This window comes from Alcanivorax hongdengensis A-11-3, from assembly GCF_000300995.1.
In the GTDB taxonomy this organism is placed as follows: Bacteria; Pseudomonadota; Gammaproteobacteria; order Pseudomonadales; family Alcanivoracaceae; genus Alcanivorax; species Alcanivorax hongdengensis.
Window position 1 is genome coordinate 18,392 of sequence record NZ_AMRJ01000023.1, and the last position, 26,983, is coordinate 45,374.

Here is a 26,983-nt window from a genome sequence, read left to right on the forward strand (position 1 = left end):
CGTACAGAGGCATATAACAATGAAAGCGCTACAACTTGGCTGTCTGTTGCTGGTCTACGTGGCACTGCAGGGCTGTTCGGCCCTCAGCCGTGATGAGTTTCTGGGTGTCAGCACCGAGGAAATGACCCAGTGGTACGTGGAAGGCGAAATGACGGTGAAGTCCGATGCGGGCAAGGAACACACCTACTTCACCTACAAGCTGATTGATGATGACTACACCTTGTCGATTCGTCCGGACAAGCGCGTGGGGGACCCGCGCGCGCTGATCACCGGCTCGCTGCTCAACAACGACAATGGCAAGGTCTGGCTGGCGGATTCCTCCGACGGGCAAGCCCGTGACATTGTCCAGCAGGTGCACTACAACCTGCCACTGGCGGACCTGGGTTACTGGCTGCGGGGGCTGGCCGCCACCGGCAATGCCGAGGTCTCGCGCAAGAAGACCGACCGGGTGGATCGCATCCGCGAGCATGGTTGGGTACTCGATTACCATGACTACATCGAAATGGGCCACTACCTGATGCCCGGCGAGATTAGCATGAAGAGCGACCAGGCCCGCGCCGACATCCAGGTGGTGCGCGGTGAAACCGCTTACCTGATCAGCCCCTGTGAAGCGACCAGCCGTGCGGATCCGTCCGCCAGCTATCGCTATCAACGCCCGCAGCCCGACGATGGGGCCCGGGACCGGGTCGCCGCGCTGGTGCCGGCGGATGGCTCGGCGCCGATTCCCAAATGGATCGACAGCAGCGACTTCTGTGATCAGCTCAAGAAGGTCCACGGCGATGTGCCGGACCCGCGCATCGGTCTTTACGGCCCGGATTCCATGATGTGGAAAGTGGTCAGCCCGCTGACCCCGGCGGGCCTGGGCGCCGGCCGGGCGTTGTTGTTGCAGATTGCCCACCCCTGGGTGACCGCCGGTATCGACCAGCATTCCATCGTGCGTGATGATCCGCTCAAACGGGCCCGCAATACCTTCATGTACATCCTCACCATGGTGTACGGCAGCATGCCCCAGGTGATGCAGGCGGCCAATGAGGTGCGCTCCATGCATGAGCAGGTGCAGGGCGAGATGACCACCGATGCCGGCGCCTTTGCCAAGGGCAGCGAATACCGGGCCAACGAGGTCAACGCCATGGTCTGGGTCAATGCCACGCTGTGGGATACGCTGGTGCGCATGTACGAAAAGGAACGCGGCGAACTGAGCGACGCAGAGAAAGAGCAGTTCTATCAGGAGAGCAAGCTGTTCGCCATGCTGTTCGGTTTGCCCCGCTCGGCGCTGCCGGAAACCTGGGATGACTTCGAGGCCTACAACAAGGCCATGTGGCACAGCGATCAGCTGACGGTGACGGATGAAACTCTGAAACTGAAAAACGATCTGTTCGATGCGCGCTCCATCTGGATGATCTTCCCGCTCTGGGCCCAGAAGCAGATCACCGCCGCCAACCTGCCGCCCAACCTGCGCGAGGACTTTGAAATGAAGTACGGCTGGTGGCAGAAATTCAACAACGCCTGGCTGATGGCCGGCGCCAAGGTCACCGACTTCATTCTGCCCGATAGCATGATGATGAACCCGGCCTACCACGAAGCCGAAGCCCGGCTGGAAGGCAAGCGCGCCGGCTGGTACCAGCGCGCGGTGCTGCGCATGGGCCTGGGCCGTGAGCAGCTGGTGAACTGATGACACGCGTGTCCGTGCTGCTGGCGGTACTGCTGATGTTGCCCGCCGGCCTGTACGCCGCCGACGAGTACGATGGCGGTGCCGCCCGCTACTTGAGCACCCGGGCGTTCCTGCAGCAGGCCTTTGACGGTGACAGCTATGAGGGTAACTTGCTGATACCGGATGCCGGCTTGCGACAGGCCATGGACACCGTGCTCGGCCATGCCTACCGGGCCCGTCGCATTCATTACTGGCGTCACGGTACACGCACGGCCTGGGTGCTGGATGAGATCGGCCGGCAGGACCCGATCACCATCGGCGTGGTGGTCGGCCCGTCGGGCATCCAGGCCGTGGATATCCTGGTCTACCGGGAAGAGCGGGGTGGTGAAGTGCATCGCCCGGCATTCCGGCAACAGTTCACAGGGGCCACCTTGAATAACGATAACCGCCTTTCCGTGACCGTCGACGGCATTACCGGCGCCACCCTGTCCGTCCATGCGGTGGAACGCACCGCGTCACTGGCCCTGTTGCTGCATCGCCGTGTGATGCAGCAGGCCCCTGGCGCGACGCCATGAGCCGGCGGCTGTGGCGCTGGCATCGCCTGCTGGGCGTGCTGGCGGCCCTGCCAGTGATTTTCCTGGCGGTCACCGGGGTGCTGATTAGCGCCAGTGACTCGCTGGGCTGGTCGCGGGCGCCGGTCTATTCGGCCTGGCTGGGCCGTCTCTATCATCTGCAACCCACGATTCCCGAGCAGGGCTATGCGGCCGGCGAGCACTGGCTGTCACTGCGTGATGGGGCACTGCTGTTTGATCAGCAGGCCATCAACCGTTGTGACACCCTGGGGGGTGCCTTGATGCAGGGCGATGACATCGCCGTGCTCTGTGACCAGCGTCTGCTGTGGCTGGATGCCCAGGGCGGCCTGCTGGAGGTGCAGCGCGGCTTGCCGGCGGCGCCCCGGCAACTGGGCCAGGCGGCGGCAGGTGATGCGCCCCTGGCATTGCGTGCCGCCCAGGCTACCTATCTCTATGACGTGAGCAGTGGCCTGTGGGCCCCGGCGTCGTCCTCGCTGTCTGTTCACTGGGCCCAGCCGTCGCCCCTGCCGGAGGCGCTGCATCATGCCTTGCAGGTGCACAGCCCGATACCCGGCATCAGCCGTGAGCGGGTGTTGCTGGATCTGCATAGCGGCCGGTTGGGCGGCAAGGCCGGTGTCTGGCTGGTGACGGCCACCGGGCTGTTCATGTGCCTGCTGGCAATCACCGGGCTGATCAGCTGGTGGCGGATATGGCGTAGGCGCCGTTCCTGAGGGCGGGGACCCCATCCTGTCCTTCCCCTTGTTAAGGGGAAGGGACCGGTAAGAGGGGCCACAGGGCTATATCAGAAGGTGAAGCCGACACCCAGGCCGAAGGCCAGGTTGTTCAGGTCTGCCTTGAATTCCGCATCCCCCACTTCCGCATACTGATACTGCGGCAGGCCCGGTGCGCGGATATAGGTTTTCTCCAGGGTGGCGGTCACGTCCGGTACGCTGATGTACTTGAAGTCCGCGGCCGCCCACCAGCCCCCGCCCAGGTGCATGTCCAGCCCCAGCTGTGCCACCCAGCCGAACTTGTTGTCGATGTTCAGTTCCGGCTCACCGAATTCGGTGAGGATCGGGTTGGTGACGTGGGTGTCGTAGGTGTACAGGTAGGTCACACCCAGGCCCACGTAGGGGCGGATGGTGCTGTCCATGTTGAAGCGTTTCACCAGGGTGACCACCGGCGGAATGACCTTGGTCTCCGCCACTTCCTCACCCAGAGCGGGGACACCGGTGGGGATGCCGTTGGCTTCGGTCACCAGCGGTTCATCGGCGATCTTGCCCTTGGCCTTGAGTTTCAGGGTGGGCGGAGCGCCGATGATGGTTTCCAGTGACCAGCTGGCATCGTTTCCCCAGGGCAGTTTGTAGCCAACGATGGCAAAGGGCTGCAGTTGCGGGTCGCTGTAGGCTTCGCCTTCCTGCGGGCCAGGTTCCACCGCCACCGAGGCAATTTCCGAGAGGTTCTTCAGGGTGATGGAGTGGGTCACGATATCCGGCTTTACGTACAGGGCGCCGAGCCGGAAGTAGAGCCGGTCTTCGCCGAACAGATGGCGGATCGTATCGGTGCCAAAAAAGTCCGGCTTGGTGTCCTCGTAGGACGGCGGCTTGCCGGCCAGGGCGCTCTGGCTGCCCAGCAGCGTCAGCGCGGCAAGGCCGGTAAGGGTGTAGCGCTTTATCATTGTTATCGTCCTTGTCTGTGTTCTTGTACTCAGTTCACGGGCTGCGGGATCTTGCGCGCCCGGGACGGGTAATTGACGACCTTGAGGTTGAATGTGCCCTTGTCCAGCAGCAGGTCGGCATAGCCCACATCCAGCCCGTTGATACCCAGCAGATTCACCTTGATGCGCTTCTTGATGGCATTGAGGGTGGTGGTGGTCAGTGTGATGCGGCCGTCGTTGAGGAATTTGATGGGCCCGTACAGATAGGCCGAGGCCGGGGTGCTGTGCAGGTTGTGGCCCGCCAGGCCGGCGACGATGCTCAGATCCGGCGCATCCAGGTAGGCATCCAGGCGAATGATGAAGTAGGCCGCGTCCTTGCCGGGCACGTTGACCACGTAACCGTAGCGGGTGCCTTCTTCACGGGGCTGAATGCGCAACATGATGGCGTTGGTGGACAGCGTCAGCGGGATGCCCAGTGGCAGGCCGGCAATCTTGATGCCCGCGGTGGCCTTCAGTTTCAGCCCGGTGCCCAGTACCAGGGTGGGGTTGGCTTCCACCGGGATCATGGTGTCGCCGACGGTATCGATACAGATATCGGTGCCGTCGTCCGCCGGCTCCGGCGCGCACCAGTGGCCCGGGCTGCGTTCTTCAAAGCCCAGGCTGGGCTTGCCCAGGTCCAGCGGTTGCTTGGGCAGGAAGGCAATCGGCAGCGCGCCGGACACATAGATCTTGTCCTTGTCCGGATCGGCGAATTCGGCGTCCGCCAGGGCGCCGCCCACCTGGGTGATTTCCCCGGTGGCCGAGTTCAGTTCATGTCGCACTTCACCATCGTCCAGGAAACCACTGCCGTTGGTGTCGGTGAAGGGGCGGCTGTAGACCATGGCCGCCACGGTATCGAACGGTGCCACGGCGGTGAAGTCGATGACGATATTGGCGCCCCCTTCATCACGAACACTTTCCAGCGGCGTGGTGTTCAGGCGCAGGCCGCCGACCTCGGCACTGCTGTGAAAGGTCGGTTCGTTACCATTGATGACCAGACGGTAGCCCTCGCCCGGTGGCAGGGTGCCCGGAGCGGGGTACAGCTTGGCATGGTTGTCGCCGGCCACCAGTGACGTCGCGATCGGCGTCCAGCCGCCATTGCCGTCGTTGTGTGCGACACAGATGGCGCCACCGTCACAGCCATCCCCGCTGCTGTTGATGGTGCCTACGGTCATGGAGCTGGCGTCCATGGGCTGGCTGAAGGCCATTTCGATGGCGCGGGAGGTTTCGTACTGGAAGTCCCGGTACAGCTTTTCGCTGCTCAGGCCCCCAGCACAGCGCCCGGCAAAACCCTCTTTCTTGTCGGTGTCCACCAGGGCGCAACCGATGCCCGGGTACAGGCCGAGAATGATCGGTGGGGTGTTGGCACTTTCGGTGTAGCGGTAGTCAGCGGTCTTGAAGGCCAGCTCGCCGCTGCCGCCCAGGGCATCGTCCGGGCTGCTGGTCAGGGATAGCGGACTGAACAGGTTCTGGTCGGTGAGCTGGGTGGGGATCTGCAGGCGATATTCACTGTTGGCTGCCAGTTTTTCCTGCGGATCGACTTCCAGGGTGGTGCCGCTGCGGCGAACATGTACCGGGACTTCCGCGCCGCCGGCGCTCATGTTGAGCAGATGGAACTGGTCCAGGGCCGTGTCGCTCAGGGTTTCATTGAACGTCAGCAGAATATTCTCGTTCACGGAAAAGGCTTGCTCGCCGTTGGCCGGGAAGGCACCGGTCACCATGGGCGCTTCGTGATTCATGGTATCCACCGGAATATCCGGGTCGCTTTGTGCGCCCAGGCTGAAGTCGGCACCGATGGTGGTGGCGCCGCTGAGCACGTCGAATTCCAGGGTGCGAAAGACTTCGAAGGTCAGTTTCTTGTCTTCAATGGTGACGATGCCCACCGCTTCCACGTGCATCAGGTTCTGGTTGAGGGTGGCGTTACCGGTGGCGTCTTCGGTCTGCATGGCCAGGTCAAAATCCATGTAGACGTAGAGCGGGGCCTTCTCGTCATCCGGCTGGAAATCCCGGGGCCGGAAAGGGTTGGTGGTCAGGTACCCGGTCACGTTGTTGATGAAGGTGCCGGTGATCTTGCCGGTACCCAGGTCGGTACGCACCTTGCCGCCCAGTTTCACCGGGTCGATGCCGGTGAGAGAGAGCTGTTGGCCGGCCGGCGCCACCACCGGGGTGGCGTCGGGGTATTTCTGCGGGTCGCCCAGGTAGGCCTTCAGGCCATTGGGCAGGGAGTCGGCCATGTTGACGCCCAGGGCGGTGGTTTCCAGCTCGAAGCGATTGAGCGGGCGGCCGGTCAGGTGCGAGGTGCGCGGGTAGCCCGGGTCGCCCAGTGCCGGGTAGGTCTGCAGGGTCTGGGTGATGAAGGGCTCGTCACTGTCGGCGGATTGGCGTGACAGGTTGGGCACGAATTCCAGTGTGGTGGCGGCCAGGTGCTCATTGTCCAGGTCGCGGATGTCGCCGCTCAGGCGCAGTTGATAATGATGGCCCGGTTTCAGGTAATCCTTGGGCTGCAGCGACAGATAGTAGCGCTCGGCATGCATGCTGGCCGGCACTTCGCCCACGTCATTGCCGTTGTCGTCCAGTTCCATGAGGGTCACGGTCTGGCCCTGTAGCACGGTGTTCTGCTCCAGCGGTTCGGAGAAGGTCACGCGGATCGGCGAGAAGTCCATGAACGGGAAGCGGGTTTTTACCTCGCTGTCCGGGGCAAAGGCTTCCGGCTTGTCGTGGTTGACCGCCAGGATGTAGGGCGCCTGATCGGGAATCGGGTCGGTCTGGCGAGTGCGGAAGCTCAGCAGCGACCCCTCGTCACTGAGATTTTCCGCGCCGGGATTGGCGGAGGGGCGAATCCATACCTGGTATTCGGTGCCCGGCTTGAGGCCGTCCATATCGACCTGAATGGTCTTGCCGTTGTTGATCACCGACAGCATGTCACTCAGGTCCACCGCGCCGTCCGGGCCGGTAATACAGAAGCTGCCCTGCGGCTCTTCGCCGGGGCCACCGGTACAGGCCGTGGTGACCGCGTCAGCATCGACCTTGTTGGAAAACGCCCACAGGCCGTGGGTGCTCAGCGGCACATCCACCAGACCATCATCCGGGTAGGCGTAGATCAGCGCGTCGCCGGGCTGCGGTGGGTCGAAGGTATCCACATTGTCGCCGCCGCAGCCATACAGAAAGGCGGGCAGCAGAAAAGCAAGATAATTGATACGCAGTCTTTTTCTTATCATTGCGTGACTCCATTGTCCCTAACGGGTTGTGTTGTAGCACTCGCAAATTAATGCACAAGAGACAAAGTACTTTTTTTGTCTCAGTGGCGTCCAGTGCCGTTTATCGCAAGCAACATTTTTCCAACAAACAGGAAAGGCCAGCCAGACAGGAACAACCAGCAGACAGGGAGGGTTGGGCATGTATTTTTAATATAAAAATATGAGCAATGGAGAAGAGGTTATTTTCGCAACAGTGATTAACCTTATTTTCTTAGTTCTTTGTAAGGGGTTGATATACAAACCGTTAAATTTCGGTAAATTCTGGCACTCGTCTGTGTTCCTGCCTGTTTATCAAGGGGGTTGCTGAGTAGATTTTCAGCTAACACTTGGAGTTTCTGGCAAGGAGCCAATCATGAAAATTGTGTTGCGTTTAGCCTCATTGACCCCTCTGATTTTATCTCCTCTGGCACTGGCATCGGAAAATGTCCCTGACCATTACGGGTACATAGGTGGGCATGCCAGCTATTACACATTTTATGATAACGACGTGATTGGCAATGGAACGGATGGTCTGGATGACCAGCCGTTTTACGGTGGTCAACTGGGTTGGCGCTTTAATCGTAACTGGTCTGTTCAAGGCTGGTACGAGGAAGTGGATGGCGATGCAGAAAGTAAATATAACTCCGGTCGACGACTGGATATGAAGAATTATTTCGCTAGCATTCGTTATCACCTTGATGATTATTCACTACTTGGGTTTGAACCCTATGCAGGTATCAATGCGGGTGAGCAGTTGATAGAGAATGCCAGGGTTTCTGGGGCTGATGAGAATGATGAATTGATGACAGGCGTTGAACTCGGTTTGCAGCGAGCTTTCTTCAAACATGTGATATTTGATCTGGGTACCCGCCACGCGTATAGCCAGGATAGAGAGTACTGGGAAGGTCAAATATATGCCGGACTCAACCTGGCCTTTGGCGTCAGTAATGATGATAAGGACAATGCAAAACAGGAGCGGGTGCCTGCGGAACCAGCAGCGGTCGTTAGTGGTGATGGCGATGGTGATGGCGTTGCCGACGATGTGGATCAATGCCCTGACAGTGCGTCCAGCGCAGTAGTGGATGATGAAGGTTGTCAGGTCTATAAAATGCAGACTCGTACCCAGACCGGTGAAATTTATTTCGAATTCGACAGGGCTGCGGTGCAGGGTCAGTTCAGTGATGACGTCAGACAGGCGGCTGACCGTATGAATGCTGGAGATGAAGGCCTCATACGCGTTGAAGGGCACACTGACAGTATCGGTCCTGCCGATTACAACCAGACTCTTTCAGAACGTCGTGCTCAAGCCGTCAAAGACAAGCTCATTAACGATTACAGCGTTGATGCCAGTAAGGTGAGCACAGAGGGCTTTGGTGAAAGCCGTCCTGTTGCAGATAACAGTACGGCAGAGGGGCGTGCCCAAAACCGGCGGGCCGATATCATTGTTGATATCAAGGAGAGAGTCCCGGAATTTAAGTAACCCCGGGCTGCAGTGAAAAAACGGTGGGGTTCAAACCCCGCCGTTTTTTTATGACTGGAGTCTTACCAGCTCTACAGCCGCTCGGTCAGCCCGGAGGCGCGTCGGGTGGCGCGGGCCACGGCCTGGTTGAGCACTGCCGGTGGGCCGTATTCCAGCAGGGTGAAATGCTGGCGGGCGCGGGTCACGGCGGTGTAGATCAGTTCGCGGGTGAGCAGCGGGTGGGGGGTGTCCGGCAGCACCAACAGGGCGTGGTTGAACTCCGAGCCCTGGGATTTGTGCACGGTCATGGCGTAGACCGTTTCCACCCCGTCCAGGCGGCTGGGCAGCACCCACTTGATGCGCCCGTCGGGCAGCTGGAAGGCCACGCGCAACAGGGTGTGTGGCTGGCCGTTCTGCTCTTCCCGCCCTGTTTCTTCCAGTAAGGGTAATGCCAGCCCCATATCGCCATTCATCAGCCCCAGCTGGTAATCGTTGCGGGTCATCATCACCGGCCGGCCGGCATACCATTCCCGTTCCGGGATCAGATCCTGTTGTTGCAGGTGGTGGGTGATGCGCTGGTTGAGGGCCTCCACGCCGAAGGGGCCGCTGCGCAGGCCACTGAGCAGTTGCTGGCGGGTCAGTTGCCGCAGGCGCTCACGGGCCCAGTCATCGAAATCGGCGCGACGTTGTGGCGGTTGGGCCACCGCCTGGAACAGGGCGGCCAGGCCGTCGTCGCCATTCCTGCCCCGCAGCAGCCTTTGTTCCAGGGAGTTGTCGTCGTCGGTCAGGCGCTGGCGTTGCAGGCTGTCATGGGCCTTGAAGGCCTGGCTGACACTGCCGGCATCGTTGCCGTTGACGGCGGTGGCCAGTTCGCTGATGCCGGGTGAATCCTTGGAGCGCCAGTTGGTACGCAGCATGGCGGTCTGCTGGCCCAGGTCGCTGGCGGAGTGTGGTGCGCCGGCCTGGTAGTCGCTGATATCCATGGCGCAACTGGCCTGCACGAAGGCGACGGTCTCCGGCCGGTAACGCCCTTCATGGGCATGGCGGCACAGGTCGCCCATCACCGCGCCGGCTTCCACGCTGGCCAGCTGGTCCTTGTCGCCCAGCAGCACCAGGCGCGTGGTCGGCGCCAGGGCATCCAGCAGGCTGGCCATCATGTCCATATCGATCATGCTGGCCTCGTCTACCACCACCAGGTCCGCGTGCAGCGGGTTGTGGCGATGGTGGCGGAAGTGGCGGCTGTCCGGGCGGGTGCCCAGCAGACGGTGCAGGGTGGTGACCTCGGTGGGGATGGCATCACGCACGTTATCGGCCACTTGCAGGGCCTTGACCTGTTCGCCGATGGATTCGGTGAGGCGGGCGGCGGCCTTGCCGGTGGGCGCCGCCAGGCGGATGCGCAGGCGCTGGTCGTCGGCCATGGCCAGGCTTTGCAGCAGGCCGAGCAGGCGCACCACGGTGGTGGTTTTGCCGGTGCCGGGGCCGCCGGTGATGATGGCCAGGGCACGGCGAGTGGCCAGGGCACAGGCCACCTGTTGCCAGTTGATGCCGTCGCTGTGATCCGGGAACAGCTGGCTTAACGGTTCACGCAGGGCCCGGGCGTCCACCTCGGTGGGGGTGTGCAGGCGCGTGCCAATGGCCTCGGCCACCGCCACTTCCTGGGCCCAGTTGCGGCGCAGGTAGAGGCGTGGGCCATCCAGGACCAGTGGTGTGGTGCCGTTGTCGCTGACCAGCGGGCTGTGTTGCAGGGCCCTGAGCCAGTCGCCCGGGCCGCCGGGCAGCAGGGTGCGAATGCCGTCGGGCGGGGCGTTGCCCCACAGCTGGCGGTCCAGTTCGTCATTGCCCAGGTCCAGGCACAGGTGGCCGCTGGCCTGTTGCTGGCTGGTGAAGGCGGCCAGCAGCAACACCTCGTGGCTGGCCTGGGGGCATTGCTGTTGCAGAAAACGCGCAATGGCCACATCTAGATCGCGTAGCAGCTGGTTGTCGCGCAGGGTGAGCAGGGCGTCCTGCCAGTCGAGGGCGGCGAACAGATCAGTCTGCATGGCGTGTCTCCGTCTTCTCACCCTCTCCCCCAACCCCTCTCCCCTCAAGGGAGAGGGGCGTTACCACCGGAATGATCGAGAGGGTTCCCTCTCCCTTGAGGGGAGAGGGACAGGGAGAGGGTGACCATGCTGCCAGGGCATAGGTCATGGTGATTCTCCAAACATGGCATCCAGCGTTTCGATCAGGCCGATGGCCGGCCGGTCGAACACGGTGCCCGCCGCCGGGCCTTGCAGGCCACGCAGGAACACATAGACGGCACCGCCCAGGTGCTTCTCCGGGTGATAATCGGGCAGGCGATTTTTCAGCAGCCGGTGCAGGGCCAGCAGGTAGAGCACGTATTGCACCTCGTAGCGTTTTTCCAGCACCGCGGCGGTCATGGCCTCGCGGGTGTAGGCGTCGTTGTCGGCGCCCAGCCAGTTGGATTTGTAGTCGAGTACGTAGTACTTGCCCTGGTGTTCGAACACCAGATCGATAAAGCCCTTGAGCATGCCGTTGAGGGTGTCCGCTTCCAGGTGGGCGCGGCGCTGCTCGGGGTGAATGTGCTGGCGGATCAGCTGGTCCATGGCGGCCACGCTGACCCCGTGGGCCGGGAACATAAATTCCATTTCTGCCACATAGGTCTGCATCTGGTTGAGGGCCAGGCGCTCTGCTTGCCCATCATGGCCCAGCGGCAGGGGGGTGCTCAGTGTCTGTTGCCACCACTGGCCAATGGTGGCCTGATGATCCTGCCAGCCACGGGCCTGCAGTTTTTCTGCGATGCTCTGATCGAAGTCGTCCGGGTTGGCCTGGGTGGTCACAAAGCCCTGGTTGGCGGCCTGCTCCAGAATGTCGTGCAGCAGGGTGCCGGGGGCGGCGCCCCGGGGGAAGGCATGGATGCTGCCGGGGGCTGGTGACTGCGCCGGGAGCGGAGGGTGTTCGTCCTGCAGTTCCGCCAGCTGATCGCCGCGCGGGTCCGCCGGCGCCAGGGTTTCCTGCACGTGCTTGAGGGCCGAGTAGCTGGCGATCCACCAGGGCTCGCGCTGGCGGGCGGTGGGGATCAGTGGCTCGCGCAGGGTCTGCTCGCTGGCGGTGGGGCGATAGGGTTGATCGTCACTGTCTGGCGCCGGCAGCACGCGGATGGCGTCGTAGGCCAGCGGTGCCAGGGCGTCCATCAGGCCATCGTTGGCGACGCCCTTGCCGAACAGCAATCGGCCGATGGCGCTGCGCTCCAGCTGGTTCTGTTTGCCGCGGCCGCGGATGTAGGGCGCCAGGCCCAGGGTGCAGGTATGGCAGGCGCGGGTCAGGGCCACGTAGAGCAGGCGCAGGTCTTCGGCCAGGCGCTCATGGTCGGCCTTGCTCTCCACCTGGTCGTCCGGTTCCAGCGACACATTGAGATGGTCGTTCTCGTGGTAACGCAGTGGCGGTTTGCTCTTGTCCGCCGGGCGGAAGCTGCAGATAAAGGGCAGATAGACCAGGGGATATTCCAGCCCCTTGGATTTGTGGATGGTGATGACCTTGACCCGGTCGTCGTCGCTTTCCAGCCGCAGGATGCTTTCCTTGCTGTTGCCGCGCTGCTCTTCCACGGCGTCTTCCAGATAACGGATCAGCGCCTGCTCACCGTCCAGCTGGGTGGCGGCCTGTTGCAGCAGCTCCGCCAGGTGCAGCAGGTTGGTCAGGGCACGCTCGCCATCCAGGCTCTGGCTAAGCCGGGCCGGCACGTGAAAATCCATCAGCAGGTTGCGCAGCATGGGCAGTACGCCCTGGTGTTGCCATTGCTGACGGTAGCCGTGGAACTGCTCAAGCATGGCTTCCCAGCGCACTTCGTCCTGGTTGAGGGCGTCCAGCTCCGCGTAGGCCAGGTCCAGCGAGGCGCAGGCCAGCGCGCTGCGCACCCGGGTGTCGGAGTCCGGGCTGGCGCAGGCATTGAGCATCAGCAACAGGTCCTGGGCCTGGGGCTGGGCGAACACACTTTCCTGATCGGACAGATACACGCTGCGCACATTGCGCGCCATCAACGCATCGCGGATGGCTTTGGCCTCGGTGCGGTCGCGCACCAGGATGGCGATGTCGTTGGGTTGCAGGGGCCGGAACGTATCCTCCTTGCGAAAGCCGGTGACGCCCTGTTCGGCGCCATTGAGCAGGTGGGCAATCTCGGTGGCACAGCGGGCGGCCTGCTGATCGCGATACTGGCCGGCGCTCACCGGCGCGTCGCCTTGCTCCACCCACAGGGTGACGCCGGCTTTTGGCTGATTGTCGACCAGCAGTACATCCTTGCGCCCCTGGGCTTTTACCGGCTCGAACGGGATGGCGTTGTCCATCATGAACACATCGCCAAAGGCGCTCTGGCTATAGGCGAACAGATGGTTCACGGCATCCACCATGGCGCTGGCGGAGCGGAAGTTCCTGTCCAGGGTGTAGTGCTGGCCCTCGGTGGCGCGGCGCGCTTTCAGGTAGGTGAACACGTCGGCGCCGCGGAAGGCATAAATGGCCTGTTTGGGATCGCCGATCATGAACCAGCCGGTGCTTTTTTCCCCGCTATCGCCCGGTTGTTTTTCATAGAGCGCGGAGAAAATACCGTACTGGGTCGGGTCGGTGTCCTGGAATTCGTCGATCAGCGCCACCGGGAACTGATCCCGAATCACCTGGGCCAGGCGTTCGCCGTTGCTGCCCTTGAGCGCCTCATGCAGGCGGCTGAGCATGTCGTCGAAGCCCATGGTGGCGGACTGGCGGCGCAGGCTGTCCACCCGCTGGTCAATCCAGGCGGCCACATGGGCAAGCAGATCCGTGCGTGGCAGGGCATTGCTGGCCTGACTGTCGAAATAGGCATCCAGCATGGCCGGTGAGTCCAGAGCCGGGTGTTTATCCTGGTGGTTTTTATTCAGTTTGAGTCCGGATGCGGAAAAGTTTTTCAGTATTTTCAGCGCATCCTTATCCAGTTTTTCGCCACGAATAAAGTGCTCGATGGACTGTGCCATGCGACCCAGGTTAGCGGCCTTGTAGCTGCCACCGTGCAGCCATTTGTTGTCGATAGCGTCGCGGGTCCAGTGGAGAAGCGCATCCTTCTCAATGCTCAGTGTTTGGCGAACCCTATCGGTTAATTGTGCCTGCGGGCCGGTCTGGTTTAACCAGTGCTGCACGCTTTGCGGCAGCACCTGCGGGTCCGCTTCCCGGAGGCCCAGCAGCGGGCGGGCTTCCTGAAGCAGGGCATCCGGGTGGCCCAGGTTTTCACTGCGCAGGGCGTTGGCGGCGCTGACCGGGAAGCGCGACACGATGGTGCGCCAGTAGTCACGCACTGCCTGCAATTGTTCGTCGCTGGCGTCTTCCTGCAGTTCCAGGCTGAACAGGCTGCCGGAGTCGAAGGCATGTTGCTTGAGCATGCGGTTGCAGAAACCGTGGATGGTGTAGATGGCGGCCTCGTCCATCCACTGGGCGGCGGCGTCCAGGCGCTGGGCACATTGGGCGCGTTGCTCGGCCTCGGCAACGTCATTGAGCAGTTCGGCGAGCACCGGGTCGCTGGCCTTGGCCGTGGGGTCGGCGAAGATGCGGGCGGCATCCGCCAGCCGGTCGCGGATACGTTCGCGCAGTTCTTCGGTGGCCGCTTCGGTAAAGGTCACTACCAGAATTTCCGGCGGCAACAGGGCGCGGTGAAAGGCGTTGTCGCCGCCATGGCCCAGCACCAGACGCAGGTAGAGCGCGGCCAGGGTAAAGGTCTTGCCGGTGCCGGCGCTGGCTTCGATCAGTCGGGTGCCATGTAGCGGAAAGGTGATCGGCAAGGGGCGCGGTTCTGTCATGAGACGTCTCCTGCTGCGATCCAGTCCGCCTGTTGATAGAGCGGGGCATAGAGCTGTTCGGTCCAGTAGGCGAAAGCACTTTGCTGTTGGTGGCAGGCGGCCAGCAGGGCGTCGAAGTCCGGCCAGGCGCGGGCCAGGGCGGCGTCCTTTTCCTGTTCGCCGGTGTGCATGAAGCCGGATTCGAAGGCCTTGCGGGCCTGCGCTTCGCCGTTGTCCTTTTCTTCGCCCTGCAACCAGGCGAAGGCGGTGGCGCAGGCCACCGGCAGGGGTTCGCACAGGGCCTGCTGCCAGGCCTGGCCGATACGATCCAGCTGCTGCTGCGCGGCCTCGCGGTGTAGCGCAGGCAGGGTGAAGCGGCCCTCCTGGCCCTGCACATGGGTGCTGAGCGGATGGCCCGCAGCGCAGGCCGCCAGGTGGATGACCCAGTCACGTACCAACTTGTCCCAGCGGTTTTCCAGCTTGCCGGTGTGCAGCACCAGCCGTTGCGGGTTGGCGGCGCCGCCACGCAGATCCGTGAGCCAGTCTTCCAGCATCAGCGGCCCGGCGCGCAGACGGATTTCCTGCTGGGGTTGCAGCGGGCCGCAGTCCGCCAGCAGGGCAAAGTAATGTTGCAGGGGTTGCGACAGGGGCGCGAGCAGGCTGTCGCGGCTGCCTTCGGTGAAGGGCGCCAGCGGCAGGTCGCCGCTGCCGGCGAGCCGGTCCAGGGTGGCCTGCATGGCGGCGTCCGCCTGTTGCGGGCCGGCCTGCAGGGCGTCGCTGAGCAGTTGCTCCTGCAGCTGGAAGCGTTGCAGGCCATCGAAGGCGAAGGGTTCGCTGTCGTCCAGTACCTGGCGGTCCTGGCGCAACCGTGCCTTGAGGCGTTGCTCGAAAAAGTGTGCCACCGGCTGCTTGAGAAAGCGGCCCAGGGCGGCGCCATTGACCGGCTCGTCCATGGTCAGCGGTGGCAGCGGTTGCCCGTTGTCGACGGCCGGCGCCGGCTGGTGCAGCGCCCGCCATTCGTTGGCATAGGTAAAGAGACGGTGGTTGCCGGGACGGTCATCGTCAGCCAGAAAGTAGCGGGTGCTGAACGGTTGCAGCGGGTGGCTCTGGGTCAGGGCGTCCACCGGCTCGCCCCGGTCCGCGTGCCAGCGCTGGTTGATATGGTCGCGCAGTTGCGCCACCAGCACCGACGGCGGCCGTTCACCGTTGTCTCGCACATTGCGGCCGGTCCAGCTGATGTAGAGGCTGTCGCGGGCACTGAGCAGCGCTTCCAGAAACAGGTAGCGGTCATCGTCGCGGCGCGAGCGATCCCCCGGCCGGTAGTTTCCCCATTGGCGCATCAGGTCGAAATCCATGGGTTGCTGCTGGCGCGGGTAGTCGCCGTCCTTCATGCCCAGCAGGCAGACATGGCGGAACGGGATGGCGCGCATGGGCATCAGGGTGCAGACGTTGATGCGCCCGGCCATGAACCGCTGGGACAGGCTTTGCGCGTTGAGCGCATCCAGCAGTGGCCGGCGCGCCACGGTGAGGGGCAGGGCACTGTCGAAGTCGGCTTCGGCGCAGGCGGCCAGCCAGTCGTTGAGGGCATCGCGCAGGGCCGCATCCAGGTTCAGGTCGTCTTCGTCCTGCGGCGCGAACAGGTCATCGAGCAGGTGGGTGAAGCGCTGTTGCCAGTCCACCGCGCTGGCGTCCTGGCGGCAGGCCTGCCAGTGCAGGTGCAGGGTATCGAGCAGCCGTGACAGGCGCCCGGCCAGCTCGGCGCCCAGCCCGGCCACTTCGTCCAGCGGCTGGATCGCATTCCAGGCCGGGCCGTCGCCCATCAGGTAACCGGCCAGCATGCGCTTGAGGCCGAAGGCCCAGCTGTTCTGTTCGAAGCCGGGCACCTCCAGGGTCTGGCGCTGCTGGCTGTTGAGGCCCCAGCGGATGCGCGCCTGGTCGATCCAGCGGGCCAGTTGCGGCAGGTCACCTTCCTGGATGCCGAAGCGCTGGCGCACCGCCGGCACATCCAGCAGGTCGAGAATATCGCTGGCGGTGAAGCGCCACTGCGGCAGATGCAGCAGCGATTCCACCGCCTGGGCCATGGGCGAGGCGGCACCGGTGCTGCGGTCGCTGAGGGTGTAGGGCAGGTAGCGCGGATCGTCCCGTTGCAGCCGGCCGAACACCGCATCGATGTGCGGCGCATAGGCTTCAATGTCCGGCACCATGACGATCACGTCGCGCGGTTGCAGGCTCGGGTCCTGGCTGAAGCGCGCCAGCAATTCGTCCTGCAGGATTTCCACTTCCCGCTGGGCACTGTGGCCGATGCGAAAGCGCAGCGAGGCGTCCGCCTTCAGGGGTGTGCGCTGGTCCGGCGCCGGTAGCGGTTCCAGATTCAGAATGTCCTGCTGCAGCTGTTGCAGCAGGGTCTGCGGCTGCTGCTCTTCGAACAGGTCGATCTGGTCCTGGAAGGCGCTGCGGTAGCTGGCCGGGTCGTCATGGTCGTAGAGCAGGCCGATAAAGTCGCGGCCCTGTTTGCCCCAGGCGGCCAGCAGTGGATTGACGCGGTTTTCCGGCAGCGCCGTCAGGTGGCGTTTGCGATTGTCCAGCTGACGGCGCAGCAGTTGCTTGTCTTCGACGATGTCCGCCCAGTAATGCTGGCAGGGGTTCTGCACCAGCATCAGGATCTGGCAGTGCCGGCTCAATGCCGCCAGCGCTTCCAGGGCCTGCTGGGGCAGGGCGCTGATGCCGAAGATCACCAGCCGTTTGGGCAGGCCGGCAGGGGTGTCTTGCGCCAGTGACTGCACAAAGGCGTCGTGGATGGCGCTGCGGCTCAGGCCCTGTTTGTCGCGGTCCATGTCCGCCAGCAGGGCTCGCCACAGGTGGGCCTGCCAGCGCTGGCTGTCGGGGAAGTCATCAAAGGCATTGAGATCCTGAGCGCGGCGCAGCCGGTCGTCGCCGTTTTCCCAGTCCCGCAGCCAGTCGGCCCGGTACACCTGGTAGGCATCAAAGAGATCCGCCAGCCGTTCGGCCAGCTGGTGGCGTTTGCGGCAGTCGTTGTCGTCGGCAAGAAAGTGGCGCAGCGGGCCGAAGCTGTGCTGGTCCAGCAGGGTGGGCAGCAACCGGTAGAGGCGCCACAGCAGGCGTGACTTGTCGAACGGCGAGGTGCGCGGTACCCGGTCTTCGCCGAGTACGGTGCGGTAGGCGCTCCACAGAAAACGGGCCGGCATCTGGAAGCTGAGCCCGGCGCTGATGCCAAGGGCATCGGCCAGCCGCAGTTTCAGCCACTGGGCCATGCCGTTGGATTGCACCAGGAAGGTTTCCGCTTCCAGTGGCGCCAGGGGCTGGCGTTGCAGCCAGTCGGCCACCAGTTCGGTGAGGGTTTCCAGACGGTTGCTGTGCAGCACCATCAGCCCGTTTTGCATGGACATTCCTTGGAAAAAAGAAGGCGTGACGTGAAAACGTTAAGCCTAAGGGAGTCCGGGGCGGGGAGAAAGGGCAAAGGCGCCGGTGGCAGGGAATGTATCCGGTTTTGTGGTCGCACCCCCTCCGGCTCCCCCTCCAAGAGGGGGAGGGTTTCGGGTTAGAGGACGCTGGTCCACCATTGCGGGCGCTGGCGGTCCGGGGCGGGCGGGGTGACGTCGCTGGACGGGGCGCTGGCCGCGTCGTCGGCCCGCGCCGGCGCAATGAAAAAGGTGGGGTAGAGCGACAGCACCAGCAATGCCGCCATCACCCGGTTGAAGGTGGCCAGCCGTTGGCCCTGTTGCAGCCATTGTTTGAGCGCCACGCCAAACAGGTTCCAGCTGCTGATCAGCGGCAGACCGAGCAGGAAGAAACTGCCGGCCACCAGCATCACGCTGAGGCTGAAATGGGCCGGATCGGCAAAGGTGGCCACGCCGGTGACGATCATCATCCAGGCCTTGGGGTTGACCCACTGGAACAGTGCCGCCTGCAGAAAACCCAGGGGCGGGCGCGCTGTGGGTTCGCTATCGAGGCGTCGGCTGCGCAGCAATTGTGCGGCCAGGTAGAGCAGGTAGAGGGCCCCGGCGATGCGCAGGCTATTGAGCGCCTGGGGATAACGCGCCAGCAGCTGGCCCAGGCCCAGCGCCACACACAGCAGCATGACCTGGCAGCCCACCAGAATGCCGAAGATATGACCCAGGGAGCGGCGGAAACCGGCATTGGCACCGGAGGCCATCAACATCAGATTGTTGGGGCCGGGGGTGCCGGTCATCACGGCGACAAAACCGAACAGGGGCAGTAAGGATTCCGTTTGCATTGTGGCTCCCTGGTATCTCGTTATGGGATGTTCAGAGTAGGTGGACAGCGCACGGCAATACAGATATAAAAAAATGAAATTGATACAGTACAGATGTGTTCTTTTGCGATCTGTACTGCTTTTTCTTTTCACCACTGTATTGATGGCCAAAAGCCATGACAGCGCCAGGGGAGAGCAATGAGCCTGTACCAGAGTCTGGCGGATCGGCTGCAGGGGCTGATTCGCGATGATGTCTTTCCGGTGGGCAGCCGCCTGCCCGGTGTGCGGGTGCTGGCCCGGCAGCAGGGTGTCAGTGTGTCCACGGCGGTGAATGCCTGCCGGGAACTGGAGCAGCGCGGCGTGCTGGAAGCCCGGCCGCGGGCCGGTTATTTCGTCTGCCAGCCGCCGGTGTTGCGCGATACCCCCAGCATTCCCCGTGCCAGCCGCCGCCCGCGCCCGGTCACCGGCCAGGAGCGGGTATTGCGTATGCTGCAATCGGCCAACGACCCGGCCATGGTCAATCTGGCGGCGGCGGTGCCACACGCGGATTTCATGCCGGTGGCGGCGGTGGAGCGGGCCTTTCATACCGTGCTGCGTGAGCAACGCCGCCGCTGCGTGGGCTACGAGTTTCCGCCGGGGGCGCCGGAGCTGCGCACGCAGATCGCCCGGCGACTGGCAGGCATGCAGTGTGCGGTAAGCCCGGACCAGGTGCTGATTACCAATTCCTGCCAGGAGTCGGTGACCATTGCCCTGCGCATGCTGACCAGGCCGGGGGATACGGTGGCCATCGAGTCGCCCACCTATTACGGCCTGCTGCAGGTGATCGAATCCCTGGGGCTGAAGGCGCTGGAAATTCCCACCGATCCGGAGCAGGGCATGTCCCTGGAGGCGCTGACCCTGGCGCTGGAGCGCTGGCCGGTAGCAGCCTGTGTGATGGTCACCAATTTCTCCAACCCGCTGGGGGTGTGCCTGTCCGATGCCCGCAAGCAGGCGCTGCTGAAATTGCTGTCCCGGCACCAGGTGCCGCTGGTGGAGGATGATATCTACGGTGACCTGCCGCTTGGCGGCCCGCGTCCGCGCCCGGTGAAAAGCTGGGACCGGGAGGGGCTGGTGTATTACTGCGCGTCGTCGTCCAAGAGCCTGTCCGCCGGCATGCGCGTGGGCTGGCTGGTGCCCGGTGGCGACCAGGCGCGGGCGGAGTATCTGCAGTATCTCAATACCGTGTGCGTCTCCACGCCTTCGCAGCTGGCACTGGCCGGCTTTCTGGAAAAGGGCCGTTATGATCGGCTGCTGCGTCAACTGAGCGGCGATTTTGCCCGCGGCGTGGCGCGCATGACGGAAAGGGTGACCCAGCTGTTCCCGGCACAAACGCGGGTCAGCCGCCCGGCCGGCGGGTTTGTGCTGTGGGTGGAGCTGCCCGGCCAGCTGGATACCACCGAGCTGATGGAAACGGCCATGGAAGCCGGCGTCAGTTTCGCCCCCGGCGCCATGTTTTCCGCCTCCGGCAAGTTCGGTAACTGCCTGCGACTCAATTGCGCGGTGAAATGGGATAACCGGGTGGAGCAGGCGCTGGTGACGCTGTCGCGGCTGCTATAGGCCTGACAAGCTTCGGCTTGCCATACTAACGCCAGAGGCCGCGCCCAAACCCTGGGCGCGGCCTCTTTGCGTTCAGATCCGTGCCGCGCTCTTGCGCGCCGCCGTCAACGGATCCTTACTCGCCTTCCATCTCGGCCAGTTCCTCTTCAAAGAAGAACTGCGAATCGCCCAGGGCCGGTTCCAGGTGGTTGAGCCAGGTGGCGTCCTCGTTGTACTTGGCGAAGAACGGACGCTGTACCCAGTCATGGTTGCGGCCCTGGATAAAGCGCAGCACAAAGACCTTCTCGCCCTTGATCTCGGTGACGCCCTGGATTTCCACCTTGCCCGGGTGGCTGGACATGCTCGGGCCACGGGCGGTACGGGCAATGCCGGAGACCTGCTTCATGGCATCGCGGTAGATCTGCCAGGCTTTCGCCAGCGGCACTTCGAAGTAATGGCGGGCACCGGTGTCGCGCTCCACGAACATGTAGTAGGGGATGATGCCCAGCTCCACCTGGCTTTGCCACAGCTTGGCCCAGTCATCGGCGTTGTCGTTGATGTGGGCCAGCAGCGGGCCCTGGGCCCGGATTTCTGCGCCGGTGTCGCGCACGCGGCGAATCGCTTCCTTGGCGATGTCGGTGCGCAGTTCCTGCCAGTGGTTGTAGTGGGCCATCAGCGCCAGGTGTTTGCCGCTGTCGATCACTTCGCGGAACAGGTCCAGCAGGTCCTGGGCATCGGCGTCGGAGACCACGCGGTGGGGCCAGAAGGTCAGCGCCTTGGAGCCGATGCGGATGGTGCGGATCTGTTCCAGTTCCAGCAGCGGTTCGATGTGGGCACGCAGGTTTTTGGTTTTCATCACCAGCGGGTCGCCGCCGGTGATCAGCACATCGGTGATTTCCGGGTGGGCCTGGATGTATTTTTTCAGCTGGCCGGCTTCCTTGGCGGCGATCTTCAGATCGTTGTCGCCAATGAACTGGGCCCAGCGGAAACAGAAGGTGCAGTAGCTGTGGCACACCTGCCCCTGGCTGGGGAAGAACAGCACGGTCTCGTTGTACTTGTGCTGGATGCCGTTGATCTTCTCGCCATCCACCTCCGGGATGTTGTGCTCCATCTGGCCGGCCGGGTGCGGGTTGAGTGCTTCACGGACTTCGGCGATGGCCTGCTTGATGGTGTCCTTGTCGCCATCTCGCATGGCGTTGGCCACATGGTCGAAGTGCTCCGGCGCCAGCATGCCCTTCTGCGGGAAGGTCAGCTGGTAGATGGGGTCATTGGGTACCTTGTCCCAGTCGATCAGCTCGTCGATCACGTACTCGTTGACGCGGAAGGGCAGCACGCTGGCCACCACCTCCATGGCGAAGCGGGTGTCCTCGTCCAGGCGCTGTAGCGGCTCGATCTTGTCCAGCTGTTTGGCGGTGAATACCTTGAAACGGCGCGGTTCTTCCGTGCTCTGGTGCAGCGGAATCACGGTATTGGTGTCTCTCATGGCATCACTCCTCGTTGTTGCCTGCACAAAGCCACCGGGCGCCGGACAAACGGGGGCCACGTGAGGCTCTGGCCGGGCCAGAAAACGCTCGGCTGGTGAAGGTCACCAGCTGATCTACATTGTTCGGTTCAGGTGGCCAGCAACGCTGGCATGGCTTGGGCTCAAGGGCCCGTACTGCAGTGCGCCGGTCCTGGTGGCGCGGGAGGCATGGAGGGGTGTGCGGGGCCAGCGGTTGTGGTTATCACGGTGGCTGAAACCCGGTGCCGCCAGCGGCGACCCCTCCAGAAGAGCGCGTATTCTAGGGAAACTGGCTCAATAGCGCAAAAACACGGGGGATGTTGTCAGGGCGACGGGCCGGCCTGGCGGCCCCGGTAGTGGCTGGGGGAGGTGCCGAACCAGCGGCGGAAGGCGCGGCTGAAATTGGCCGGTTCGCTGAAGCCCAGCTGGCGGGCCACCTCCTCGATGGGTGTGCGGGTCGTCATCAGCAGGTCTGCGGCCAGGCTTTTGCGCACCTGGGTGAGCAGGTCCGAGTAGCTGGTATCACAGTCTTTCAGGCGCCGCTGCAGGGTGCGTATGCCCATCTTCATTTGCCGGGCCAGTTGCGGTTCGCCCAGCTGGCCCTCCAGCAGCAGCTGCTCCAGGCAGGTGCGCGCCCGCAGGGCCAGGTGGTACTGGCTGCGGTGTTGCAGCCCGCGGGTAATCAGTGCCTGGTTATGGCGGCACAGCTCCCGGTCGCGCTGGGGTTGCAGGGCGAGAAAGGGTGCCAGTTCATAGACCAGGCGGTTGTGCTTGCTGCCGGTGACCACCGGCCAGGGCCACTGGTGCGCGGCGGCGTGGCTGGCGTTCATCTCGATCATCAGGGGGGTGATGCGCCGGCTGCCCAGTTGGCCGACCAGCTGGGCAATGCCGGCCATCAGCCAGTCCATCAGCGCGCCGCGATACAGTTGCAGCGGCGCGGCCCGCAGGGTGATGTGCAATTGTGGCGGCTGTGACTCCACGCTCAGATGCAGCCCTTCGAGCAGCCAGTCGAAATGGTGGCCCAGCGCTTCGCAGGCTTCCAGCATGCTGTCACTGAAACGCATCACCACGCCCAGGGCATAGAGATCATGCAGCTGCAGTTGCTGGCCGGCCAGCAAACCCAGGGAGCGGTCCCGGTAGCGGCTGCTGGCCAGGCCATAGACATCCGCCAGCTGTAGCAGATCAATGCGCTGGTGGGCCAGCTGCGGCAGGTTTTCCTCCAGCCCGCATTCGCGCAGTATGCCGTGCCAGTCCCGCGAACGCCGGGCCAGCGCGCGGCACAGTACGGCCACCATGATGCCGGAAGCGGTGGGTGTCAGGCTGTCCTTGGGCATGCCGATCGTTCCTGATCCGGCCAGTGTGTTATCTTGTTGATGCCTGTTGGGGAGACGGAGCTCAATGGATTTGCACACCAGCGGTTGGAAAACCGTGCTCAGTGGCTGGGTCGACATGATCAGCCCGTTCTGGCCGCAGATTGCGGCCACCATCAGTATCAGTCTGGCGGTGGTGGTGACCGTTCATGTCACCCAGCACAAGCGCGACTCCCGTGCCGCAGCGGCCTGGACCGGGCTGGTATGGCTGGTGCCATTGCTGGGGGCGATTCTTTATCTGTTACTGGGCGTCAATCGTATCCGCCGTCGGGCAAGGCAGCTCACCGGGGGGATCATCGATGCCGCCGATGGCTGGCGGGTGGCCGCAGAGGCTCAGCCCGAGCCCAAACATCTGCAGGTGCTCAGCCGCCTGGTGGGCAGCCTGACGCATCTTCCCCTGACCGCCGGCAATGCCATTACCCCCATGGATGCCCCCGGGGCGCTGCAGGCCATGATCGCCCGGATCGATGCGGCCACGGAAAGCGTTTATCTGGCCACCTATATTTTCGGTAACGATGCCGCCGGCAAACCCCTCAGCGACGCCCTGGCCCGGGCAGTGACGCGGGGTGTGCGCGTGCGGGTGCTGATCGACGGGGTGGGGTCGTTGTATTCGCTGCCGCCGGTGATCTACCGGCTTCGCCGCCAGGGCGTACGCGTGGAGCGTTTTCTGCACTCCCTGGCGCCCTGGCGCATGCCTTACATGAACCTGCGTAATCACCGCAAATTCATGGTGGTGGATCGGCAATGGGGATTCACCGGTGGCATGAATATCCGTGCCGGTTATATCCAGTCGCCGCCGCGTATCACTGATCTGCACGTGGCGGTGGAAGGGCCGGTAGTAGGGCAGCTGCTGCGCAGTTTTGCCGCCGACTGGTATTTCACCTGCGGGGAATTGCTGGAGACCAGCTATTGCGGGGCGGCCCGGGTCGGTGACGTGCAGGCCCGTGGCATCAGCGCCGGCCCGGATGCGGATTTCGACAAACGCCGGCTAACCCTGCTGGCCTCCATTGGCAGTGCCGAGCACCGCATTCGAATCGTCACCCCTTATTTCGTGCCGGACCTGACCTTGCTGGCCACCTTGCAGCTGGCCATGCTCAAGGGCGTGCAAGTCCAGGTGGTGGTGCCGGCCAGAAACAATCTGCGGCTGGTGCATTGGGCCAGCATGCATGCCCTGCGCTGGCTGGTGGATGAGGGCGCCGAGCTGCACCTGTCGGCAGCGCCCTTTGATCACAGCAAGGTGATGAGCGTGGACCAGCACTGGGTGATGGTGGGTTCCGGCAACTGGGATGCCCGCAGTCTGCGACTCAATTTTGAATTTGATCTGGAGTGCTACTGCGAAGCGCTGGCCGGCCAGCTGGATCGCTGGATCGACCGGCGTATCGAGCAGGGGCGTCACATGACTTCAGCGGATTTCCAGCAGATGGCGCCCTGGCGGCGGGTGCGCAATGCGTTGGCGCACATGATGGAGCCCTATCTCTGATTGCGATAAGGTCAAAATGACATCAAAGTGCAACCTGGATCACGTTGTTTGCGGCTGTGACAGGGTAAGCTCGCCGGCCTTGGGCCTGAAAACCGTTTTCTGACCGGGCCGAAGCGCCGGGCTCTGATAAGACCAATAATAAAGCCGTCAGGATGACGTCATGACAATCAAGACATTGCTGCTGCTGTCAGCCTGCCTGTGGAGTCTGGCCGCCCACGCCGACCGCGCGCTGCTACCGGACAGCGTGACCTGGACCAAGGTCACCGACCGTGACGGTATCGAAGTCTATCGTGCCGACAACCATTCCCGCATCGAAACCTTCCGGGGCAAGGCCCGCATTGCCATCAAGGATTTTAACGCTGTCGGCGCCCTGCTGGATGATTACGAGGCCATGGCCGATGTGCTGCACATGGTCTCGGCCATCCACAACGTCAAACGTGAGTCGCCCTTTGTGCGCGATGTCTATATCACCACCCAGCTACCCTGGCCGGTGAATGACCGGGATGCGCCGCTGCGGGTGACGTTTTACCAGGAGCCGGACACCATGGCACTGGTGATGCCGTTCCACATCAATCAGGACGCCATGCCGGAGCAGGAGGGTTACATCCGCATGCCGCAGATGCAGGGCTTTTTCCGGTTCGAACCGGTGATGCCGGGGCAGATGGATGTGACCTTGCAGGTGGTGCTGGACCCGGGCGGCTCCCTGCCGGCCTGGCTGGCCAACATCATTCTCAGTGATATTCCCTACTACTCCCTCAAGCGCCTGCGGCGGGCCGTCAATCAACCGCGCTTCCAGGGGATTGCCCACGGCTATTACAAGACGCCGGCCGGCTGGCAGCAGCCGGCCGGCGCCGGTCAGGCCATTACCGCTTCAACGGCGAGCCCGGGCCCAGCAGGGCCCAGAGAATCAGCCCGATAAGCGGTACGATCAGTACCAGCAGCACCCACAGCACCTTGGCGCCGGTTTCGGCGCTGGACTGGATAATCATCACGATGGCGTAAATCGCCAGTGCCAGTTGCAACAGTCCCAGCAGTTTCATCGTCGTCCCTCTCTACCTTTGGTCCATGGCGTTACGCCGGTCCCCTCAATCTAGGCAAGCTTGCCGGCCAGGTAAACAACACCGCTGTAAAAGACTGTCATGCGTCAGCGTTGCGGCGCGCCGGGGGCCCGGCATGGATGGCGATACCGTAGGCCACTGCCACCACGCCCACCACACCGCCGAGCAGGCAGACGCCGGTCCAGCCATGGTGCTGATAGGCCGCGGCGGAACCCAGCGAGCCCAGGGCGCCGCCGACAAAGTAGAGGAACATGTAGCCGGAGTTGAGGCGATTGCGGGCAGCCTCATCCAGGGTAAAGATCATGTTCATGTTGGTGATGTGCACCGCCTGCAGGGCCAGGTCCAGCAGCACAATGCCGGCAATCAGCGCTATCAGTGACACGGCGCCCAGCCCCAGCAGTCCCCAGGAGATCAACAGCGTTACCACTCCCAGCACGGTCAGCCGGGCACCATGGCCCCGGTCGGTAAGGACCCCGGCATGGCGGGCGGACAGGGCGCCGGTGGCTCCGGCCAGGCCAAACAGGCCGATGGTGGCATCGGAGAACGACCAGGGCTCGCTGGACAGCAGAAACGCCAGTGACGTCCACAGAATGCTGAACATGGCAAAGATCATGCAGCCCAGCATGGAACGTTGGCGGTGCAGCGGGTGGCGGGCAAACTGGGCGAACACCGAGGCGATCAGCTGCCCGTAGTGCATTCGGGCACTCTGGGCGTAGCGGGGCAGCGCGCGCCACAGGGCCAGGGTGTTCAGCAACATCAGGGCGGCGGCTACCCAGTAGACCGTATGCCAGTCCCCCAGGCTCGACAGGGCGCCGGCGGCCGTGCGGGCCAGCAGGATGCCCAGTAACAGGCCACTCATCACCGTGCCCACCACCTTGCCCCGTTGTGCTGCCGGCGACAGGGTGGCGGCAAACGGCACCAGCACCTGGGCGACCACGGAAAAGGCACCGGTAACGGCGGTGCCAACCAGCAGGGCCGTCAGCGAGTCGGCGGTGGCACTGACCAGCAGCCCGGCGGTGGCAAACAGCATCATGATGACAATCAGGCGGCGACGCTCCACCAGGTCCCCCAACGGCACCAGCAGGATCAGGCCCAGCGCATAGCTGGCCTGGGCCACGGTAACAATGATGCCGGCCTTGGCATAGGACAGGCCGAGCTGGCTGGAAATGGTGTGCAGCAACGGCTGCGCATAGTAGTTGCTGGCTACCACCAGGCCGGTGGTGGTGGCCATGAGCAGAACCAGAAGGGGCGAAAGCGTCTGCCTCGAGGTCATGCAGGCTCCTGCTAGGTGAGGGCGCTACAGTGTCTGCAAGGTGTCAGCGAATAGCCAGCAGGAAAAGTGCAGCGGTGTGATCGAAAAAA

At 63.3% G+C, this 26,983-nt stretch carries 17 protein-coding genes; 7 read left to right on the plus strand and 10 right to left on the minus strand.

Annotation, left to right across the window (positions count from 1 at the left end; genetic code table 11):
• The first annotated feature begins 19 nt into the window (after positions 1 to 19).
• Genes A11A3_RS13035 through A11A3_RS13045 form a run of 3 tightly spaced genes read left to right on the plus strand, consistent with a single transcriptional unit; the run spans position 20 to position 2,954 of the window.
• Positions 20 to 1,672: a lipoprotein insertase outer membrane protein LolB gene (locus A11A3_RS13035; protein WP_008929779.1), complete on the plus strand. Its 1,653-nt coding sequence runs from the start codon at positions 20 to 22 to the stop codon at positions 1,670 to 1,672.
• Positions 1,672 to 2,226 (plus strand): FMN-binding protein, encoded by a 555-nt coding sequence (locus A11A3_RS13040; protein WP_008929780.1) that lies wholly within the window; start codon positions 1,672 to 1,674, stop codon positions 2,224 to 2,226. Before A11A3_RS13035 ends, A11A3_RS13040 begins: the two co-directional genes overlap by 1 nt.
• Positions 2,223 to 2,954 (plus strand): PepSY-associated TM helix domain-containing protein, encoded by a 732-nt coding sequence (locus A11A3_RS13045; RefSeq protein WP_008929781.1) that lies wholly within the window; start codon positions 2,223 to 2,225, stop codon positions 2,952 to 2,954. Before A11A3_RS13040 ends, A11A3_RS13045 begins: the two co-directional genes overlap by 4 nt.
• Positions 2,955 to 3,025: 71 nt before the next feature.
• On the opposite strand, the gene A11A3_RS13050 is transcribed toward A11A3_RS13045, so the two are convergent.
• Entirely contained in the window at positions 3,026 to 3,901 is an 876-nt protein-coding gene (locus A11A3_RS13050; protein WP_008929782.1) for an OmpW/AlkL family protein, read from the minus strand.
• Positions 3,902 to 3,930: 29 nt separating this feature from the next.
• Positions 3,931 to 7,137, minus strand: a complete 3,207-nt coding sequence (locus A11A3_RS13055; protein ID WP_008929783.1) for an Ig-like domain-containing domain — start codon at positions 7,135 to 7,137, stop codon at positions 3,931 to 3,933.
• A 391-nt stretch (positions 7,138 to 7,528) separates the two neighbouring features.
• On the opposite strand from A11A3_RS13055, the gene A11A3_RS13060 reads away from it, so the two are divergent.
• On the plus strand, positions 7,529 to 8,635 hold the full coding sequence (locus tag A11A3_RS13060; RefSeq protein WP_008929784.1) for an OmpA family protein: 1,107 nt from the start codon (positions 7,529 to 7,531) through the stop codon (positions 8,633 to 8,635).
• Between the two features lie 71 nt (positions 8,636 to 8,706).
• On the opposite strand, the gene recD is transcribed toward A11A3_RS13060, so the two are convergent.
• The 4 genes from recD to A11A3_RS13080 form a co-directional block, all read right to left on the minus strand.
• A complete protein-coding gene (recD, locus tag A11A3_RS13065) occupies positions 8,707 to 10,653 on the minus strand; it encodes an exodeoxyribonuclease V subunit alpha (RefSeq protein WP_008929785.1) in 1,947 nt (648 codons plus the stop codon).
• Positions 10,654 to 10,797: 144 nt separating this feature from the next.
• Positions 10,798 to 14,424: an exodeoxyribonuclease V subunit beta gene (recB, locus tag A11A3_RS13070; protein WP_008929786.1), complete on the minus strand. Its 3,627-nt coding sequence runs from the start codon at positions 14,422 to 14,424 to the stop codon at positions 10,798 to 10,800.
• On the minus strand, positions 14,421 to 17,804 hold the full coding sequence (gene recC / locus A11A3_RS13075) for an exodeoxyribonuclease V subunit gamma (protein WP_008929787.1): 3,384 nt from the start codon (positions 17,802 to 17,804) through the stop codon (positions 14,421 to 14,423). The genes recB and recC overlap by 4 nt, the downstream gene beginning before the upstream one ends.
• A 158-nt stretch (positions 17,805 to 17,962) precedes the next feature.
• Positions 17,963 to 18,658 carry a LysE family translocator gene (locus A11A3_RS13080; RefSeq protein WP_008929788.1) on the minus strand — a complete coding sequence of 232 codons (696 nt, stop codon included), beginning with the start codon at positions 18,656 to 18,658 and terminating at the stop codon, positions 17,963 to 17,965.
• A 177-nt stretch (positions 18,659 to 18,835) separates the two neighbouring features.
• Between A11A3_RS13080 and A11A3_RS13085 the strand changes: the two genes are divergently transcribed.
• Positions 18,836 to 20,233, plus strand: a complete 1,398-nt coding sequence (locus A11A3_RS13085; RefSeq protein ID WP_008929789.1) for an aminotransferase-like domain-containing protein — start codon at positions 18,836 to 18,838, stop codon at positions 20,231 to 20,233.
• A gap of 115 nt (positions 20,234 to 20,348) precedes the next feature.
• Here A11A3_RS13085 and A11A3_RS13090 read toward each other — a convergent pair whose 3' ends face one another.
• Both A11A3_RS13090 and A11A3_RS17790 read right to left on the minus strand, forming a co-directional pair.
• Positions 20,349 to 21,695: a KamA family radical SAM protein gene (locus A11A3_RS13090; RefSeq protein ID WP_008929790.1), complete on the minus strand. Its 1,347-nt coding sequence runs from the start codon at positions 21,693 to 21,695 to the stop codon at positions 20,349 to 20,351.
• A gap of 341 nt (positions 21,696 to 22,036) precedes the next feature.
• The gene (locus A11A3_RS17790; RefSeq protein WP_008929791.1) at positions 22,037 to 23,047 is read right to left on the minus strand and encodes a helix-turn-helix transcriptional regulator; all 1,011 of its coding nucleotides are present in this window, start codon (positions 23,045 to 23,047) and stop codon (positions 22,037 to 22,039) included.
• A 64-nt stretch (positions 23,048 to 23,111) separates the two neighbouring features.
• Between A11A3_RS17790 and A11A3_RS13100 the strand changes: the two genes are divergently transcribed.
• A complete protein-coding gene (locus A11A3_RS13100; RefSeq protein ID WP_008929792.1) occupies positions 23,112 to 24,563 on the plus strand; it encodes a phospholipase D-like domain-containing protein in 1,452 nt (483 codons plus the stop codon).
• A 160-nt stretch (positions 24,564 to 24,723) separates the two neighbouring features.
• Positions 24,724 to 25,482: an SRPBCC family protein gene (locus A11A3_RS13105; RefSeq protein WP_008929793.1), complete on the plus strand. Its 759-nt coding sequence runs from the start codon at positions 24,724 to 24,726 to the stop codon at positions 25,480 to 25,482.
• Here the strand turns inward: A11A3_RS13105 and A11A3_RS17520 are convergent.
• The gene (locus A11A3_RS17520) at positions 25,427 to 25,603 is read right to left on the minus strand and encodes a PLDc N-terminal domain-containing protein (RefSeq protein WP_008929794.1); all 177 of its coding nucleotides are present in this window, start codon (positions 25,601 to 25,603) and stop codon (positions 25,427 to 25,429) included. The genes A11A3_RS13105 and A11A3_RS17520 overlap by 56 nt on opposite strands.
• A gap of 97 nt (positions 25,604 to 25,700) precedes the next feature.
• Positions 25,701 to 26,894 (minus strand): MFS transporter, encoded by a 1,194-nt coding sequence (locus tag A11A3_RS13110; RefSeq protein ID WP_040297197.1) that lies wholly within the window; start codon positions 26,892 to 26,894, stop codon positions 25,701 to 25,703.
• Positions 26,895 to 26,983: the final 89 nt, after the last annotated feature.